Raw genomic sequence first — 16,728 nt, 5'->3', positions numbered from 1 at the left:
TCAAAAAAATTCAGCTTCCCTGCCGAGACAATGCAAAACAACAAAGTGAAACGTTAACAAACGCGCGTTAGTGAACCTTATCGCCAACTAACCCATGTCAGTTTTGCCCGCTCGACAACCTACGAAGCAGGAATAAATTTGTCACGCCGAGCCCCACATCCTTAGGGGCTCGGCCTCTATCAATTAAGCTCCAACAATACTTTTCATATCAGTCATATAACCACGAAGTTCCGCACCGATATACTCAACTGAGGTGTGGCGAATCGCATCATTGATGGCGATTAACTGCAGGTTATCGACGTTGTTTGAACTGTCCTTCAGACCCGCACCTAAATACTCTGGCGACATGGCATTTACATAGTCACGCAGCATAGGCACGGCAGCATGGTTGAACAGATAACAACCGTATTCTGCGGTATCCGAGATCACCACGTTCATCTCGTACAGACGTTTACGGGCGATGGTGTTAGCGATCAGCGGCGTTTCATGTAGTGATTCGTAATAGGCTGACTCTTCAACAATACCCGCCGATACCATAGTATCGAAGGCTAATTCGACACCGGCTTTGATCATCGCGACTAGGAAAATCCCCTTGTCGAAATAGGTTTGCTCGTCGATATGCTCGCTCGACACTGGGGCATTTTCGAAGCCCGTTTCGGCGGTTTCGGCGCGCCAACGCAGCAGGTTAGCGTCGTCATTGGCCCAGTCTTGCATCATAGTGCGGGAGAACTCGCCGCTGATGATGTCATCCATATGTTTTTCGAATAAGGGTTGCAGGATTTCTTTTAAATCTTCTGCAATTTCAAACGCTTTAATCTTGGCTGGATTAGAAAGTCTATCCATCATGTTGGTGATACCGCCGTGCTTAAGCGCCTCGGTCACGGTTTCCCAACCTTGTTGGATTAACTTAGCGGCATAGCCAGGTTCAACACCATCGGCCACCATCTTGTCGTAACCTAGGATAGCGCCCGTCTGCAACATACCACACAGAATGGTTTGCTCGCCCATCAGATCCGATTTTACTTCGGCGATAAAGGAAGATTGCAACACGCCAGCGCGGTCACCACCTGTAGCACTCGCATAGGCTTTCGCAATCTCTAAACCATCGCCATTAGGGTCGTTTTCTGGGTGCACAGCAATCAAGGTCGGTACACCAAAACCACGCTTGTATTCTTCACGTACTTCAGTACCAGGGCACTTAGGCGCCACCATCACAACTGTGATATCGGGGCGGATCTGCATGCCTTCTTCAACGATGTTAAAACCGTGGGAATAAGACAGAGTCGCGCCTTGCTTCATCAGCGGCATCACGGCACTAACAACGTTAGAGTGCTGCTTATCGGGCGTTAAGTTCAGCACTAAATCCGCTGTAGGGATCAGCTCTTCAAAAGTACCGACTCTGAAGCCATTGTCTGTGGCTTTTTGCCATGAGGCACGCTTTTGAGCAATGGCTTCTGGGCGCAGGGCATAAGCAATATTCAGCCCCGAGTCACGCATGTTCAGACCTTGGTTAAGACCCTGAGCACCACAACCTAAAATAACAATATTCCAATCTTTGATGTAATTGCAGCCGTCGCTGAATTCAGAACGGTCCATGAAACGACATTGGCCAAGCTGCGCTAATTGTTGACGTAAATTCAGAGAGTTAAAATAGTTAGCCATCTGAGATACCACCTTTCAGTCGGGAATTTGGGACTCAACCAATATCAACTTTTTGTTAATGACTGGTTGTGATTGAAATCACTATAACCTATGGCTATCGTTGCTTAAAATGATATATTCGAAACCTCACATTGCGTTTTATGCAATGTCATTTTCGGTTACAACACCCTTTATAAGCGGCCAATAGGACGAGGTTATGGACATACGCACCCTCAAATTGTACCTACACTTATGTGACAGTTTGCACTTCGCCAAGACGGCGGAGCAGATGCACGTCAGTCCCTCGACCTTAAGTCGCGCCTTGCAACGGCTCGAAGAAGAAGTGAACGCCAAATTATTCGAACGGGATAATCGCAGCGTGACCTTAACCCATGCTGGGCGCGAGTTTAAATTGTTCGCCGAGCAGACCCTGCACCATTGGCGCAACCTGCGGCACAGTATCGATCTCAAGCAGGATGTACTGCGCGGCACCTTAAATCTCTATTGCTCAGTGACCGCCGCCTACAGCCATTTACCGCAATTGCTGGAACGTTTTCGGCAGGAGCATCCCTTTGTTGAGATTGCCCTCACCACAGGAGATGCCGCCAATGCACTGGCCGAAGTGCAACAAAATCGCGCCGACATTGCCATTGCCGCGCTGCCGGATCCCTTTCCTGCCACCTTGCATTTCGCCAAGATTGACGATGTGCCTTTGTCCTTAATCGCGCCAACCATGCGCTGCGCGGTGCAGCAACAGATAAGCCAAGCCCCCATCGACTGGTCGCGGGTGCCCTTTATCATTCCCGACCATGGCCCTGGGCGCCGCCGCGCCGATAATTGGTTCAAACAGATGGGAATAAGCCCCAATATCTATGCGCAGGTGTCGGGGCAAGAAGCGATTGCATCCATGGTGGCGCTCGGGTGTGGTGTGAGTATCACCCCAGAGGTAGTGATCAATAACAGTCCGGTACGGGATAGGATCCAGCTATTAGCCTCCCCCGTGAACATTGCCCCCTTTGAGCTGGGTTGTTGTTGCAAGGTCAAACGCTTGGACGATCCGATAGTGAATGCGTTTTTAGAAGCGATCTAAATTTTAGTAGCAATATAAAAAACGGGACTGAGTCCCGTTTTTTATGATGTTGATAAAATTAGGTATCTGGCGACATCAACTTATCATTGCCATCGATACGAGTTACCAGCAGTTGATCGACCTTGTAGGCGTCGATATCCACCACTTCAAACTTGTAACCGGCATAGTTAACAAAGTCGGTGCGCTTGGGGATCTTACGCAGCATGTACATCATAAAGCCGGCAATGGTTTCGTAGTTTTGGTTATGGGGGAATTCCTCAATATCGAAGGCACGCATTACGTCGGTAATCGGCGTCACCCCATCCACTAACCAAGAATTGCCATCACGGGCAATAATTTGCTCTTCGCTCTCATGTAGCGACCAAGCCCCCATCACTGCGCGCTGCAGATCGTTGGTGGTGACAATCCCCACAACCAGGGCATATTCGTTCATTACCACCGCGAAATCGGCGCGGCTGTTTTTGAAGTATTCCATCGCCTCAGACAGGCTTAAGGTATCGGGAATAATCAGCGAGGTATGCACCAGACTGTTGTCTTTTAAGGTAATTTTCTCACCGTTAATCACACGGATCAGCAGCTCTTTCGCATCAACAAACCCTTTGACCATATCCAATTGGCCATCGCAGACTAAAAACTTGGTATGGGGATCTTCGGCAATCTTACGTTTGATATCTTCCTCGCTGTCTTGCAGCAGGAAATACACTAAGCTCTCACGTGCCGTCATGGCAGACGTTACCGAAACGGTTTGCATTTCAAATACATTTTCGATCATTTGCTGCTCGCCCTTGTCGAGCACGCCCGCTTCTGCCCCCGCGTTCATTACCGCATAAATATCGTCTGGGGTGATTTCATCGTTACGCACGGTTGGGATTTGCAGTAACTTGAAGATGGCGCTTGCCATGCCATTGAAAAACCACACCAATGGACGAAGGATCGCGATACAGAAACTCATAGGGCCAACCACCACTAAGGCAACAGGCTCTGGCATCGCCATCGCGATACGTTTGGGCATGAGATCCGCAACCAGAATAAAGGCGCTGGTCACCACGACGAAAGACAGTAAGAAGCTCACTTGGCCTAACCAAGGGTCGCTCAACCACGCACTTAAAAACTGGTAAAAATAGGGACGAAACGCCGATTCACCCACAATACCGCCCATGATGGCGACGGCATTCAGGCCAATTTGCACCACAGTAAAAAAGCTACCGGGCTGGGCTTGGAGTTGCAGCACTTTTTCGGCGCGGCTATCGCCTTCATCGGCTAATTGACGTAAACGGATTTTGCGTGATGCGGCCAAAGCGATTTCTGACATGGAAAAGAAACAACTTGCGCCAATTAAGCACAATATAATCATCACGTTATCTAAGAGACTCATGTAACACCTTTTGTTTCACACTAGACTTACTTGCACCAACCCGCGCAGTGATTTTCGCGAGTTAGTTGGATTTGGCCCCGTAAAGCGGCACAAGCCTGTGGCGATAAAAGAACCCTGCTGCCGCTAAGCCCTTTGCTACACTTTAAAAAAATCGCCACTGCGCTTAAAAAGTATGATGCGTTTATTATATCCGCTAATCGCCTTGTTATGCGTGATTCTGCTCTCGCCTGCTGCCCATGGCGCAGATGAGCTTTCCCCATTAAGGTTACGCTTTTGTGTCGAAGAGACTGAATATCCACCGTTTAATTATTTTATTCGGCAAGATGGCATTAAGACTTCCACGCTTAGCGGCTACGATATCGACCTGCTAGAACGCACCTTTAAACCCATTGGAATTGATTATGAAGTGCAGGCTTTGCCTTGGTTACGCTGTTTGAAGGACGTTCAAAATGGCAGCATAGATGCCGCAATGAGCGCATCGCTCAACCGACAAAGGGCGACTGATTATATCCCATCTATTGCTTATTATTACCTCACCCCCAGTTATTTTTATTTGAAAGCAGAACTAGACCCGCAATTTCATATAAATGATATCAATCAGTTGGCTGATTTTGGCACGGTTTGCGGCATTAAAGGCTTCAATTACGACAACTTTGGCTGGCGCAAAGAAACGCCCATCAGCGAAATCAATTCCTTGCAACATCTCCCTGAAATGTTGTTGAAACACAGATGTAAATTCTTCATCGCCCGCAAGGAGATTTTAGCTGGCAGCCTCGCTTTAACGCAGTCGGGTGAACTGCCTAAGACACTCACCTCTAAGGTGTCACCCAATACGCAGCAGGAGCCTTTTTATATGCTGATCTCAAAACGTTCAGCCAATAAAGACTTGATTGCGCGCGAATTTAATCGGCAGGTGCAAGCGATGCGAGACAGCCATCAACTCGAAGCCCTATACCAATTCCATATCCAAAAGCTTACTCACGGGGACGATAAGGGCAGTGATTCGCTTTAGGGCCGATTTGTGGATGATTACGGCAAGTTTCAGGACGTTGATGATAAATGGTGCAGCGACGGGTTTTACTGTCGAGGTACAGGCAATCATCGTTCGCCATGCGGGCCAAGGTAAAAATGGCGGTTTTGTGGTTGAAGTTGTCGATGATGCGCGCTTTTTGTAGACGTTTGGCGATGGCTTTGAGATCGCCCTCGGCTTCAAACTCGTCCACTAAGGCCATGCGCACTAAGTCGCTCACAGTGACTTCAACGGGTAGCGTACAGCAGGTCGCATGGCAGCTATCACATAAGCCTTTGCGATATTTTTGCCAAGTGGACAAATCATCGATATTGAAAATCGACACCGCACTTGCCGTATTTTTGCCCCGTTTTGACACACCAGAACCTAGAGTTAGAAATTAAAGGGCGGCAATTATAGCAGGCCAAAAGCAGAAATAAATCGGCGCAGAGCCATGCTCAAGACAAGCTGTGGTGCCGTGCCTCAATTAACAGTCACTTATGGTTCGAATCAATCACCACGGTATTGCGCCCCTGATCTTTAGCGCGATACAGACAAATATCGGTACGGCGCAGTACCTCCGACAACGTTAAGCCATCCTGGCTCTCCTTAGGAAAATACACCCCACCAATACTCAGGGTGATCTTGCCCTTTGGGGAGCTTTTATGGGGGATCTCCAAGGCGGCCACTTGGTAGCAGAGCTGGTTGGCTATCGCCTCCAATTGGATTGGTGAAATCTGTTGCAGAACAATCGCGAATTCCTCACCACCAATACGGGCAAGTAAACTCTCCTGCGGCAAAATACCACACTGAGTTAACGCCTGCGCCACTCGCTTAAGCGCCGCATCGCCCTCGAGGTGGCCGTAGGTATCGTTGTAACTCTTGAAGTAATCGACATCCAACATGAGCAGGCCGAAGGAAGTGTCTTGCTGGAGCAAGGTTTCTAGAGTTTGAGTGAAGGGGCGGCGGTTGCTTAATCCGGTTAATTCATCGGTGTCGGCCATCACCCGCAGCTGAGCATTCACCGACACTAAAGCCTGTTGCAGGCTGAGCATCTGTCGCTCTTTTTCCTCACGCAGTAATAATTCGTTCAGTGCCGCGGCAAATTGCGTCAGCATCACCTTCTTTTGCACGCTCCAATTTAATGGACGACTGACCATAGTAAGCGAGAGTAACCCCAAGAGTTGATTGTTATTTTTAATCGCATAGGCAGCAATTGAACAGATGCCGACCGAGCACAAGGCTTGATATTCCTTTGGTGATTCATCCGCCAGTTCAGCAACCGACTCAATGACTAAGGTCGACTCTGAGGTAAATTTTTGTGCCAGCACAGCCACACTGTCGATGGAAATATCTTGGATCTTGCCCGCCTGCGACTCGCAGCTCCAAAAACTCCGATATCGGGCGTGCTGCTGGGTAAATTCAATAATGCTCACCCGTTCAACATCAAATAGGCAACCAATGCGGCCACAGACCTCGGCTAAGGACTCATCTAATCGGGTGGTGTCTGTCGTTAAAAATTGCAACGACATCTCGGCTAGCAGCTGGTTTGCCTTGGATTGCCAATTGAGTTCTTGAGTCCGCTCATCGACCAGCTTCGCCAACTGGTTTTGCTGTTGTTGCAGCGCCCGTTGCTGGCGTTTATTGATTGCCAAATCGTTGCGGATCCGCTGATACATGTCCTGTAGCGATTGGGCGACATGGCCAATCTCATCGGAGTTTTGCATCACACTCATGGGCACATTGAGCTTAGGCAGGGAGTGCAGGTTAATTTGATTGGCGAACCGCTCCAGCGCCGAGAGGCGATTGGTGACTAACAAGCGAACCAAAGAGAGAATCAAGTAAATCATCAGCAGCGTTTTCAGCCCGTTGCCTAATACTATGATGATCAATTGCTGCCACAACTCGTAATAGAGTGTGTCCGTATCTAAACCGACCGTCAGCATGCCAATCTGCTGCTCTTGATAGTTAATGGGATAGTGAAACAGGGTTTGCCGACGATTATCTAAATGAATCGACTTACCCAATTGCATGGCAACGCCGTCGATACTCTCTAGATTAACGCTCGCCACCATGGGCATCATCCCAAGGCCAGACAACAAATCCGATAACAAACTATGGTCAACATCCCACAGCGACTTAGCCACACTGGGTAAGATGGATTCGGAGTATTCACGAATATCCGCCGTGGTTTTATCTATGCTCTCTTGATAGTTCCATATCAACTGTACCAACATAGTCAGGACAGCAAAAAACGAACTCACCCCAATAATAGTGAGCGTCATTCTGTGACTGATGGAATGATTACGATGCTTCATGGATACCTATTTATGATTGTGGCAACTTATCCAAAATCTGTGTCTTAAAAATTCCCGCCCAATCCCTAGCGACTAACAGCCGATAAAACTCCGAATCCGGATTAAGGACACTAAAAAGTTGTATGTCCGCATAGGGATAATATTGCGAAGTTGCTTGATAATGCTTCAGCTGCACTAATCCCAAAGCGCCCGCTAAAAAGTGCCCGCCGCCCAAAGTGGTGACCTGCTGTGATTGGCGAAGCTGTAAAATCTCTGCGGAGGTATTCACTGAACTCACCAATACATCACGCCCAGGCTGAAGTCCTTTTTCCCGCAAGGCTTTTAACACTCCCAAGGCCATATTATCGCTGGCCGTCCAAATCAGATTTAAATCGGGATAGCGGGAAAGCAAAGTTAAGGTTTGCCCATAGGCAATATCTTGACTCCACTGGCCATAGACGGTTTGAGTCACAGTGGCATTGTGCTGCATAAAAAAGTAGTCATTGGCGCCTTGGGTGCGCAGCACTGAGGCAGGCGTCGACTTATCGCCCGAAATTAATAAAACCTTCGCGTTTTCATCCTTTAAACCACTTAATAGGATTTTGGCCGTTTCGGCGCCAATCGCGTAATTATCGGGAATAATGGCTGGTAATAAATAGGTTTGCCAATGTGGATCCGCTAATAAGGTTTCTCGCTCGGCCACTGAAATATCATTCAATATCAGCTGCACATATATGGGATAGTGGTAGAGCAACTGCAACATTTTTATTGCTGACTGCTTCTCATTTACCAAAATAATATGGCTAGGGATGGATGAGGTAGAGCTTAATAATACCTCTAATTGGTTAATCATTTTAAAATGATTACGGTCTGAATGGGTTATTTGTAAATTAATATCGAGTTGAGTGGCAGCCACTTGCATTAATTTATCGACATCACCCCAAAAGCTATCCGTTGCGGCGCCAGGGTTAAAAAAAGCCACTTCTAATTTGGCCCATGCAGGCGATATGGAACACAGCAGGCCTATAAATAAACAACTCAAATACCATAGACGCAAAAGCGAGTTCTCCTCGACGGTGTTTCCCCAAATGTGTTCCGTCACTGGAGGTCACTTTATTATTTCGATTCACAACCTTGTTACCGCATAATTACCAAAGCATGTCGCTGGTAACCAATTATTTGATTAAACCACAAAATAATAAAAAGTGAACTTGGTAACTAAGAATATTTATTTTTGCCTAAGTTCAGCGCAAACAATTATAGGATATTCATTTTAATTTTAATAAGATAACTTAAATGTTAACGGCTAAGTTCATTCTTTTGGTGTAACGCCTCCCCGCCAGTTAACCCATCGCCATTTATCCTTTCGCCAGCGTCAAGCCCAAGATTGCCTTACGCTTATACTCTGTTAGTATATGTATAAATTCACAGTGATTGAGCGCTAACGACTTGCAGCAATTGGATCTTGTTCCGATCACCGACCTCAAAGGCGTCGCCAAAAGGGTGGCGGAAAAACTCGCCAAGCTCGGCATCACAACAGTACAAGATCTGCTGTTTCACTTACCCCTGCGCTACGAAGACCGCACTCAGATTTACCCTATTGCCGCCTTAATGCCGGGAAATTACGGCACCATTGAAGCCGAAATCCAGTCGACGCAAATCATTCAAGGCCGCAAACGCATGCTGGTGTGCAATGTGCGGGATAATACCGGCAGCATGAGCCTGCGCTTCTTTAACTTTTCGATGGCGCAACGCAATGCGATGCAAAATGGTTTAATGATCCGCGCCTACGGTGAAATTCGCCGTGGTAATCATCAGGCAGAAATCGTCCATCCCGAGTACAAAATTGTGTATCCCGGTGAAGACATTCACTTAAGCGATACCCTTACGCCGATTTATCCCACGACGGAAGGACTCAAGCAGGCGAGTTGGATCAAGCTCACCGAGCAAGCCCTCGAATTATTAGAAGACGGCGGTTTGACCGAGTTATTACCCACCAATTTGCAGCCCAACAGCATGAGCTTAAAACAAGCGCTGCAAACCCTGCATCGCCCCCACGCTGGAATATCACAATTTGACTTAGAGCTCGGCCAGCATCCGGCGCAGCAACGGCTGGTGCAAGAAGAACTGCTCGCCCATAACCTCAGCATGCTCCGACTCAGGCAGCGCAGCAATCTCGACGCCGCCGTGACCATGCACACCAGCGGCCAACTATTGAATCCCTTTCTCGCCTCATTGCCCTTTAAACCGACGGGCGCACAGCAACGGGTCGTCGCCGAGATAGGTAAAGATTTAGAGCAACCGCATCCCATGATGCGCTTAGTTCAAGGTGATGTGGGTTCGGGTAAAACCTTAGTCGCCGCCCTAGCCGCCCTGCAGGCCATCGAAAATGGCTACCAAGTGGCGATGATGGCGCCTACCGAATTACTCGCCGAGCAGCATGCGGCAAACTTTGCCGCCTGGTTTGAGCCTCTGGGATTAAAAGTGGGTTGGCTAGCGGGCAAGCTTAAAGGCAAGGCGCGGGCGCAATCCTTAGCCGATATTGAATCGGGCGCGGCGCAAATGGTGATAGGTACCCACGCCATCTTCCAGCAACAGGTAACCTTTAACAAACTGGCCTTGATCATCATTGACGAGCAGCACAGGTTCGGGGTTCACCAACGGATGGGACTCAGGGAAAAAGGCATTAACCAAGGCTTTCATCCCCACCAGTTAATTATGACGGCAACGCCGATCCCACGGACCTTAGCCATGACGGCCTACGCCGATTTGGACACCTCAATTATCGATGAGTTGCCGCCCGGCCGCACGCCCGTCACCACAGTCGCCATTCCCGATTCGCGTCGCAATGAAGTGCTCGAGCGCGTCCACAACAGCGTAGTCACGGATAAACGCCAAGCCTATTGGGTCTGTACTCTGATTGAAGAATCCGAAGTCCTTGAGTGCCAAGCGGCGGAAGATACCGCCGAGGAATTGCGCCAAGCGCTGCCGGAACTGAGCATAGGTTTAGTCCACGGCCGGATGAAAAGTGCTGAAAAGCAACAAATTATGGCCGACTTCAAGACGGGAAGCATACATCTCTTGGTGGCAACCACAGTGATTGAAGTCGGTGTCGACGTCCCCAACTCCAGCTTGATGATTATCGAAAACCCCGAGCGACTGGGCCTTGCACAGTTGCACCAGCTGCGGGGCCGCGTAGGGCGCGGTGCCGTGGCGAGCCATTGTGTGTTACTCTACAAGGCGCCATTGAGCCAAACCGCGAGCCAGCGGTTAAATGTGCTCAGGCAAAGTAATGATGGTTTTGTGATTGCACAGAAAGACTTAGAGATCCGTGGGCCGGGCGAAGTACTGGGCACTAAGCAAACGGGACTGGCCGAGCTGAAAATCGCCGACCTTGTCCGCGATCAGGCGCTTATTCCACATATCCAAAAACTGGCGAGCCATGTGATGTCACAGGCACCAGAATCGGTCGATGCCATTATTCATCGTTGGCTTGGACACAGGCAACAATACGTTCAGGCCTAAACCTTAAGCTAACCCCTTCAAGGTAAAATAAATTCAGCCTGTTCAGCTCACCGCTATGGACAAGCGCGTGGAAACTTGCACAATGAACCTGCCACCGACAACTCGTTGGCACTTGCACTTTAAATGTTAGCTGCATGTATTCACCCCGTTACCTTGACACTTAAGCGAAGGATGTAAAATGCAAGTTAATCAAGATGATAGAATTACACCTCAAGAAACCTCTTCAAGCAGTAATCGCTTTGCTTTGATTGCGATTGTGCTCGTCGTGCTGCTCTCTGCAGGAGGTTATTATTACTACACGAAAGATGACTCACCCAAGCTCATCCCCAATGCGCCGATAGTGCTGCCTGAGCCGCCTTCATCTGAACCTATGACGCTCGAGACAGGCACTGAGCCTGAAACTGCGCCAGTGGAAAATGAAGCACCAGCGGTGACCACGCCGGAAACCGAAACCGTCGTCACGCCAACCGAGCCTGCCATTCCTGAAGAAGTCGTCCCTAGCCTGCCTGAGAGCGATGCCTTTGTGCATCAAAAAGCGCTGGCGATCATCAATAACAACGTGGTCGGTTCCTCTTTAGTGAACCAAGATTTGGCCCGTCAGTTTGTGGTGTTTGTGGACAACTTGGCCCAAGGCGATCTCGCCCGCAAAGTCAGCCCAGTCAAAGGCCCAGAAAAGCTATTCACTGTGTCTGAAATCACTAGCAAAGTGTATTTAAATCCAGAGAGTTACCACAGATACGATGCCTACGCGACTGTACTTGCCAGCATGGATGAAGCAAGCTTAATGCACACTTACAAACAGCTCACACCTCTGTTTGATGAGGCCTTTGCCGAGTTAGGTTACAGCAACGCCAAGTTCAATGACCGAATGCTGCAAGCCATTAAAATCATGCTTGCCGCCCCTATCATCGAAGAGCCTATTGAGCTCAGTTCAATCAGCGTGAACTACCGCTTTGTGGATCCTAATTTAGAGGCCTTGCCGAGCGCGCAAAAACTGATGATCCGCATGGGGCCTGAAAACACCCGTAAAGTCAAAGCAGCGCTGCGTAAATTGGAAAACCAACTCGCCCAGTAATGCCCAAAGCTTGTCTAAAAAGGCGCCTAGTGCGCCTTTTTTGTATCTTAAAAATACTACCTATAGACTTGTTCAACTCAGGTTCAGTCCAAGGTTTTATCCTCTATCCTCCCAATACCTCAGCTGCAACGAATGTTACTCTTGGGTGATAAATTCGAACTTAATTGCATTTTGTTAACCATCACAATGCAAATGGCTTCATTAAAACTAAGGACTTAGTGTAGAATAAGCCACTCAATAAACGGGGGAATTGTGCTCGTCAATCCAGCGAGAAAATAGCGATAAGCCAATCAATTCATTAAAATTTTCGCTTAGTTAGGGATAACTAAGACAGCTTTAAATAGTGTCGAGGCAAAGTAGTGCAACTCAGATTCAGCATCCTTTCTTGGGGCGCATGGGCGCCAAAGTATCCACAGCGTGATGACTGGCAAACTTGGTGCAAGCACTCGGCTGACACAAGCAAAGAAAATGACCTCGAGGGGATTTCCCCAGCCCTTTCCCAAGTCCCCGCCATGCAGCGCAGACGTTTTAGCCGTTTAACCAAGATGATGCTGGATGTCAGCTTCCAATGTGAGGCCGCGCCTAACTGTCGCTCGATATTTGCTTCTCGCCACGGCGAGCTGCACCGCACCATCGGCCTGCTCGAAGACATCATTGAAAAACAACCGCTTTCCCCCTTAGGTTTTAGTCAGTCGGTGCATAACACTGGCAGTGGTATTTTTGGCATTTTAACCAATAACACCGCCCCTTCGACCTCGATTGCCGCGGGCACAGAAACCCTTTCCCAAGCCATGGTGGAAGCGTTCGCCCAGCTGCACCAATCGCCTGAGCCACTGTTATTGGTGTTTGGCGATGATCCCGTCCCGCCAGTCTATGATGAATTTACTCAAGAGTTTGAGTTGCCCTTAGCCCTGGGATTGACCCTAGCGCCCGCAGATGAGAGTGCAACCGTCACCCTCACCCTAAGCCAACTGACAGCAGAGCAGCAACGAAACGCCACGCCGCTATCCTATGGCATGTTGATTCATGCGCTGGCAACCTCACAGGATATTGACGGCTGCTTGTCACACTGGCACTGGAGCCTAACGCATGCCTAATCCAGTGCCACACAATGCCGAATTTAATGTCGCTTATACGCTGCCCGAAAAACGCCGCGCGGGAATCAACTATATCCCGCGTTGGCTCGGCGGCGTCAGTTGCTACATCGCCTTTGGTCTCGGTGGACTGTTAAGCTCGTTAACCATTTTGCCACTGCTGCGTTTTTGGCCGGGCACGCCCGAGGCGCGGATTATCCGCGTGCAAAAGGCCGTGCACACTATGTTTAAAGGCTTTGTGGCCATGTTGACTTGGGCAGGAGTTATCCGAGTCAGCACCCATAATGCCGAGCTACTGCGAAATGCCAAGGGCGTGATAGTGATTGCCAATCACCCGAGCCTGGTCGATGTGGTGGTATTAATCAGCTTGATGCCTAATGCGGGCTGTATCGTTAAACAGGGGCTGTGGCGCAATCCCTTCTTACGTGGCGTAGTCTCCTGCGCGGGATATATTCCCAATCGCGGCGCCGAACTCATGCTCGAAGATTGCCGAGAAGTACTCGCCCGCGGCACGAACCTGATTATCTTTCCCGAAGGCACACGCACCGTATTTGGTGCAAGCATTAACGAATTTGCCCGCGGTGCTGCCAATATTGCTATTCGCACCCAAGCCGATATTTTACCTGTGGTTTTGCGCACTAATGTGCGTGGTTTGACAAAGGAACAACCTTGGTATGAGATCCCAAGGCAAACCATGGGAATGGCCGTCGAAATCGGTAACACAATTTCTCACCAAGGCTACCAAGCCCCTTTGGGTGAGCATGCGAAAATGGCTCGGCAATTAACCCGAGACCTTGAACAATATTATCAACAACAACTCGAAAATAATTATGACTTTACATAACGAAATTAAACAGTTGATCATCGACTGCCTCGACTTAGAAGACGTCAGTATTGATGATATCGACACAGATGCACCGCTATTTGGTGAAGGACTCGGACTCGACTCGATCGACGCGCTCGAGCTGGGTTTAGCCATCAAGAAAAAATTTGATGTGAAAATCGAAGCGAACTCGGATAGCACTAAGGCGCATTTTTACAGCGTCGCCAGCCTAGCTAACTTCATCGAATCACAACGTCCGTAGGAGAGGAAGATGCAAAACCGCGAACAAATCCTCGCTATGTTGACCACGATTTTGGTGGATGAGTTTGAAATCGATGCCGATGCCATTACGCCAGAGGCGAATCTCTATCAAGAGTTAGATCTGGATAGCATCGATGCCGTCGACTTAGTGATTAAGCTACAGCAGCTCACGGGCAAAAAAATTCAGCCCGACGAGTTTAAATCTGTGCGTACAGTCAACGACGTCGTTAACGCCATTGAAGGGCTAGTTAAAGACTAATGCGTGTCCTGCTACAAGTACTAACCGCACTCGCGCTGATTGCTTATCCAGTCGCCGTGTATTTAGGACTGAATTATCTGCCAGCAGGCACCATAGCCCTAGTGCTATGCCTCTTGTTGGTAGTGCGTTTAATGCTGCAAAAGCAAAAGGTTAAAACCTTAGTTTTGCCTTTGCTTGTTGGGATTGCGCTCACGGCGGGCAGTTTTGTCGCCAAACGCAGCGACTGGCTCTTGTATTACCCCGTGGTGATAAACCTCACCATGTTAGCCCTGTTTAGCTACTCGCTATACCAAGGCCCGAGCATGATTGAACGGCTCGCACGGCTCAAAGAGCCCGACTTGCCGGATGAAGCCATAGGTTATCTTAAAAAAGTCACCCTGCTTTGGTGTGGCTTATTTATCCTAAACGGCACTGTGGCGGCCTATACCGCCGCATTTACCAGCCTAGCAACTTGGACCTTGTATAACGGTTTGATTGCATACGTACTCATGGGACTGCTCCTCGGTGGGGAATGGTTATATCGCAGCTTTTGGTTGAAGAAGACATGACACAACTACTCAAAAACTGGTTAACCCAAGGGCCATTCGCCCAACAACTGATCAGCTTTAATCACCATGACATAGTCACAGGTGCCCTGTTTACCAATCAGGTTGCGCATTTTTACGAGCAGCTGCGCCAAGCGCCTGAACAAAAATGGTTACTGGCGAGTGATACCAGCGATCTGTTTGCCGTGGGTCTGTGTGCCGCACTGTTGGCGGGCAAGGAAATTATTCTGCCGCCCAACACCCAAACCGGCACCCTGAGTGAGCTGACCCATCAGTTTGAAGGCATACTGTCAGACAAGCCGCTGTGCGAGAGCCACGCCTTTATCCTGCTGAATAAAGAGCTGAGCCTGCCCACCAAACCTTGGCCAGAGAGCGACACCTTTGGAGAACTGCTGCTCTTTACCTCGGGCAGCAGTGGCGAGCCCAAGGCGATTCGCAAGAGCTTAAGGCAGCTCGATGCCGAAGTGACTGTGCTCGAGCACACCTTCGCCGAGCATTTGCCTCACTGCAGTGTAGTCTCGACTGTTTCCCATCAGCATATCTACGGGTTGTTGTTTAAAATCCTCTGGCCATTAGCCGCCAGTCGCCCTTTTTTAAGCGAGCAAATCGAATACCCTGAGACCTTAAGCTACTACACCGCCTTGTTACCAAACCTGTGCCTGATCAGTAGCCCAGCGCAATTATCCCGTTTGCCTAAGGCGCTAGAACACGAACGCCAACTGCGCTCACCCAGCTTAGTCTTTAGCTCCGGCGGGCCGTTAAGTTTTACCGCTGCCCAAGGGGTTGCCCAGTGCTATGGCCATTTACCTATCGAGATATTCGGCAGCACCGAAACCGGCGGTATCGCCTACCGTCGCCAACACGAGGCCGACGAACCTTGGCAAGTGTTTGAACAAATTACCATAGACCAAGACGCTGACGATGGTGCCCTGCTGCTGAAGTCGGCCTATTTGGCCGACGATCAGTGGTTACGTTGCGAAGATAAAATCGAGCTAACGGCCAATGGCCAATTCAGGCTCAAGGGAAGACTCGACCGCATCGTTAAGATTGAAGAAAAACGTCTTTCACTGGCGCAAATGGAGACCTTGCTCTGTAGCCACGCCTATGTCGAGCAGGCCGCCTTGGTCGTATTGCCCCAGTTTAAATCCCAGCTAGGGGCAGTGATCACCCTGTCGCCATTGGGCCGAAGTGTGCACCAAGAGCAGGGAAAACTCAGTATCAACAATGCGTTAAAAGCGCATCTACTGACTCAGTTCGAGCGAGTGACCTTACCGCGCCGCTGGCGTTACCCCGAAACCTTACCGTTAAACACTCAGGGCAAGCGCGTCGTCGCCCAGCTAGTTGAGTTATTTGACCATGATTAAGTCGAGTTTACCGCCGATCCTCGCATCAGAGATCGGCCCAGAAAGTATTGAACTGCGCCTCTTTGTCGCCGCCGATCTCGAATATTTTAACGGCCATTTTCCCGAGCAAGCCGTGCTCCCCGGTGTGACCCAACTCGATTGGGCCGTGCGCTTAGGTTGCGAGCATTTTGGTTACAACGCTGCGGTCGCTAATTTAGAAGTGCTAAAGTTTCAACAGCTTATTCTGCCAGGGCAGGAAGTCACCTTAGCCATTAGCCATAATGCTGCCAAAGAGAAGTTAACCTTTGCCTACAGCGATGGCGACCACCGCTATGCCTCCGGGCGTATCAGCTTTGCTAGTCAGCAAGGTGATGGAGCGTCCCTGTGAGCG

At 49.3% G+C, this 16,728-nt stretch carries 16 protein-coding genes; 11 read left to right on the top strand and 5 right to left on the bottom strand.

Translation table 11 applies throughout. The features are described 5' to 3' along the window. Positions 1 to 183 precede the first annotated feature (183 nt). On the bottom strand, positions 184 to 1,662 hold the full coding sequence (gene ilvC / locus N5E87_RS01900; RefSeq protein ID WP_279774956.1) for a ketol-acid reductoisomerase: 1,479 nt from the start codon (positions 1,660 to 1,662) through the stop codon (positions 184 to 186). 196 nt (positions 1,663 to 1,858) lie between these two features. Between ilvC and ilvY the strand changes: the two genes are divergently transcribed. Then, a complete protein-coding gene (gene ilvY / locus N5E87_RS01895) occupies positions 1,859 to 2,731 on the top strand; it encodes an HTH-type transcriptional activator IlvY (RefSeq protein WP_011715584.1) in 873 nt (290 codons plus the stop codon). 58 nt (positions 2,732 to 2,789) lie between these two features. Here the strand turns inward: ilvY and N5E87_RS01890 are convergent, their stop codons facing one another. Further along, the gene (locus N5E87_RS01890) at positions 2,790 to 4,106 is read right to left on the bottom strand and encodes a hemolysin family protein (RefSeq protein ID WP_279774955.1); all 1,317 of its coding nucleotides are present in this window, start codon (positions 4,104 to 4,106) and stop codon (positions 2,790 to 2,792) included. Positions 4,107 to 4,317: 211 nt separating this feature from the next. Between N5E87_RS01890 and N5E87_RS01885 the strand changes: the two genes are divergently transcribed. Further along, positions 4,318 to 5,118 (top strand): transporter substrate-binding domain-containing protein, encoded by an 801-nt coding sequence (locus tag N5E87_RS01885; RefSeq protein ID WP_279766869.1) that lies wholly within the window; start codon positions 4,318 to 4,320, stop codon positions 5,116 to 5,118. On the opposite strand, the gene N5E87_RS01880 is transcribed toward N5E87_RS01885, so the two are convergent. From N5E87_RS01880 to N5E87_RS01870, 3 genes are all read right to left on the bottom strand, one after another. Next, a complete protein-coding gene (locus N5E87_RS01880) occupies positions 5,081 to 5,494 on the bottom strand; it encodes a YkgJ family cysteine cluster protein (RefSeq protein ID WP_011621163.1) in 414 nt (137 codons plus the stop codon). The genes N5E87_RS01885 and N5E87_RS01880 overlap by 38 nt on opposite strands. 115 nt (positions 5,495 to 5,609) lie before the next feature. Then, entirely contained in the window at positions 5,610 to 7,433 is a 1,824-nt protein-coding gene (locus N5E87_RS01875; protein ID WP_279766868.1) for a sensor domain-containing diguanylate cyclase, read from the bottom strand. Between the two features lie 10 nt (positions 7,434 to 7,443). Continuing rightward, positions 7,444 to 8,469 carry an ABC transporter substrate-binding protein gene (locus N5E87_RS01870; RefSeq protein ID WP_347815249.1) on the bottom strand — a complete coding sequence of 342 codons (1,026 nt, stop codon included), beginning with the start codon at positions 8,467 to 8,469 and terminating at the stop codon, positions 7,444 to 7,446. Between the two features lie 392 nt (positions 8,470 to 8,861). On the opposite strand from N5E87_RS01870, the gene recG reads away from it, so the two are divergent. The 9 genes from recG to N5E87_RS01825 all read left to right on the top strand — a co-directional run bounded on the left by recG (position 8,862) and on the right by N5E87_RS01825 (position 16,725). After that, complete coding sequence (recG, locus tag N5E87_RS01865; protein WP_279774954.1) at positions 8,862 to 10,937, top strand: ATP-dependent DNA helicase RecG; 2,076 nt, start codon at positions 8,862 to 8,864, stop codon at positions 10,935 to 10,937. Between the two features lie 178 nt (positions 10,938 to 11,115). Further along, entirely contained in the window at positions 11,116 to 12,012 is an 897-nt protein-coding gene (locus N5E87_RS01860; RefSeq protein WP_279774953.1) for a DUF3014 domain-containing protein, read from the top strand. Between the two features lie 359 nt (positions 12,013 to 12,371). Then, the gene (locus N5E87_RS01855; protein WP_279766863.1) at positions 12,372 to 13,109 is read left to right on the top strand and encodes a beta-ketoacyl synthase chain length factor; all 738 of its coding nucleotides are present in this window, start codon (positions 12,372 to 12,374) and stop codon (positions 13,107 to 13,109) included. Continuing rightward, positions 13,102 to 13,950, top strand: a complete 849-nt coding sequence (locus N5E87_RS01850; RefSeq protein ID WP_109287143.1) for a lysophospholipid acyltransferase family protein — start codon at positions 13,102 to 13,104, stop codon at positions 13,948 to 13,950. The genes N5E87_RS01855 and N5E87_RS01850 overlap by 8 nt, the downstream gene beginning before the upstream one ends. Then, complete coding sequence (locus tag N5E87_RS01845; protein WP_011621156.1) at positions 13,937 to 14,191, top strand: phosphopantetheine-binding protein; 255 nt, start codon at positions 13,937 to 13,939, stop codon at positions 14,189 to 14,191. The genes N5E87_RS01850 and N5E87_RS01845 overlap by 14 nt, the downstream gene beginning before the upstream one ends. 9 nt (positions 14,192 to 14,200) lie before the next feature. Continuing rightward, positions 14,201 to 14,449, top strand: coding sequence for an acyl carrier protein (locus tag N5E87_RS01840; RefSeq protein WP_011621155.1), 249 nt, complete (start codon positions 14,201 to 14,203; stop codon positions 14,447 to 14,449). Then, a complete protein-coding gene (locus tag N5E87_RS01835) occupies positions 14,449 to 14,997 on the top strand; it encodes a hypothetical protein (protein WP_011627439.1) in 549 nt (182 codons plus the stop codon). Before N5E87_RS01840 ends, N5E87_RS01835 begins: the two co-directional genes overlap by 1 nt. Beyond that, positions 14,994 to 16,358 (top strand): AMP-binding protein, encoded by a 1,365-nt coding sequence (locus N5E87_RS01830; RefSeq protein WP_279774951.1) that lies wholly within the window; start codon positions 14,994 to 14,996, stop codon positions 16,356 to 16,358. The genes N5E87_RS01835 and N5E87_RS01830 overlap by 4 nt, the downstream gene beginning before the upstream one ends. Further along, positions 16,351 to 16,725 carry a thioester dehydrase gene (locus tag N5E87_RS01825; RefSeq protein WP_279766861.1) on the top strand — a complete coding sequence of 125 codons (375 nt, stop codon included), beginning with the start codon at positions 16,351 to 16,353 and terminating at the stop codon, positions 16,723 to 16,725. The genes N5E87_RS01830 and N5E87_RS01825 overlap by 8 nt, the downstream gene beginning before the upstream one ends. The last annotated feature ends 3 nt before the right edge of the window (positions 16,726 to 16,728 follow it).

Origin of the sequence: Shewanella sp. GD03713 (assembly GCF_029843705.1) — a bacterium.
In the GTDB taxonomy this organism is placed as follows: domain Bacteria; phylum Pseudomonadota; class Gammaproteobacteria; order Enterobacterales; family Shewanellaceae; genus Shewanella.
The sequence above is the reverse complement of the archived record's forward strand: the minus strand, read 5'-3'. Positions and strand labels throughout refer to the sequence as shown.

What these genes read in the sequence shown, in the direction of transcription:
- ilvC (WP_279774956.1), bottom strand. Translation starts at nt 1,662, where the DNA reads ATGGCTAACTATTTTAACTCTCTGAATTTACGTCAACAATTAGCGCAG.
- ilvY (WP_011715584.1), top strand. Translation starts at nt 1,859, where the DNA reads ATGGACATACGCACCCTCAAATTGTACCTACACTTATGTGACAGTTTG.
- N5E87_RS01890 (WP_279774955.1), bottom strand. Translation starts at nt 4,106, where the DNA reads ATGAGTCTCTTAGATAACGTGATGATTATATTGTGCTTAATTGGCGCA.
- N5E87_RS01875 (WP_279766868.1), bottom strand. Translation starts at nt 7,433, where the DNA reads ATGAAGCATCGTAATCATTCCATCAGTCACAGAATGACGCTCACTATT.
- N5E87_RS01860 (WP_279774953.1), top strand. Translation starts at nt 11,116, where the DNA reads ATGCAAGTTAATCAAGATGATAGAATTACACCTCAAGAAACCTCTTCA.
- N5E87_RS01850 (WP_109287143.1), top strand. Translation starts at nt 13,102, where the DNA reads ATGCCTAATCCAGTGCCACACAATGCCGAATTTAATGTCGCTTATACG.
- N5E87_RS01845 (WP_011621156.1), top strand. Translation starts at nt 13,937, where the DNA reads ATGACTTTACATAACGAAATTAAACAGTTGATCATCGACTGCCTCGAC.
- N5E87_RS01840 (WP_011621155.1), top strand. Translation starts at nt 14,201, where the DNA reads ATGCAAAACCGCGAACAAATCCTCGCTATGTTGACCACGATTTTGGTG.
- N5E87_RS01835 (WP_011627439.1), top strand. Translation starts at nt 14,449, where the DNA reads ATGCGTGTCCTGCTACAAGTACTAACCGCACTCGCGCTGATTGCTTAT.
- N5E87_RS01830 (WP_279774951.1), top strand. Translation starts at nt 14,994, where the DNA reads ATGACACAACTACTCAAAAACTGGTTAACCCAAGGGCCATTCGCCCAA.
- N5E87_RS01825 (WP_279766861.1), top strand. Translation starts at nt 16,351, where the DNA reads ATGATTAAGTCGAGTTTACCGCCGATCCTCGCATCAGAGATCGGCCCA.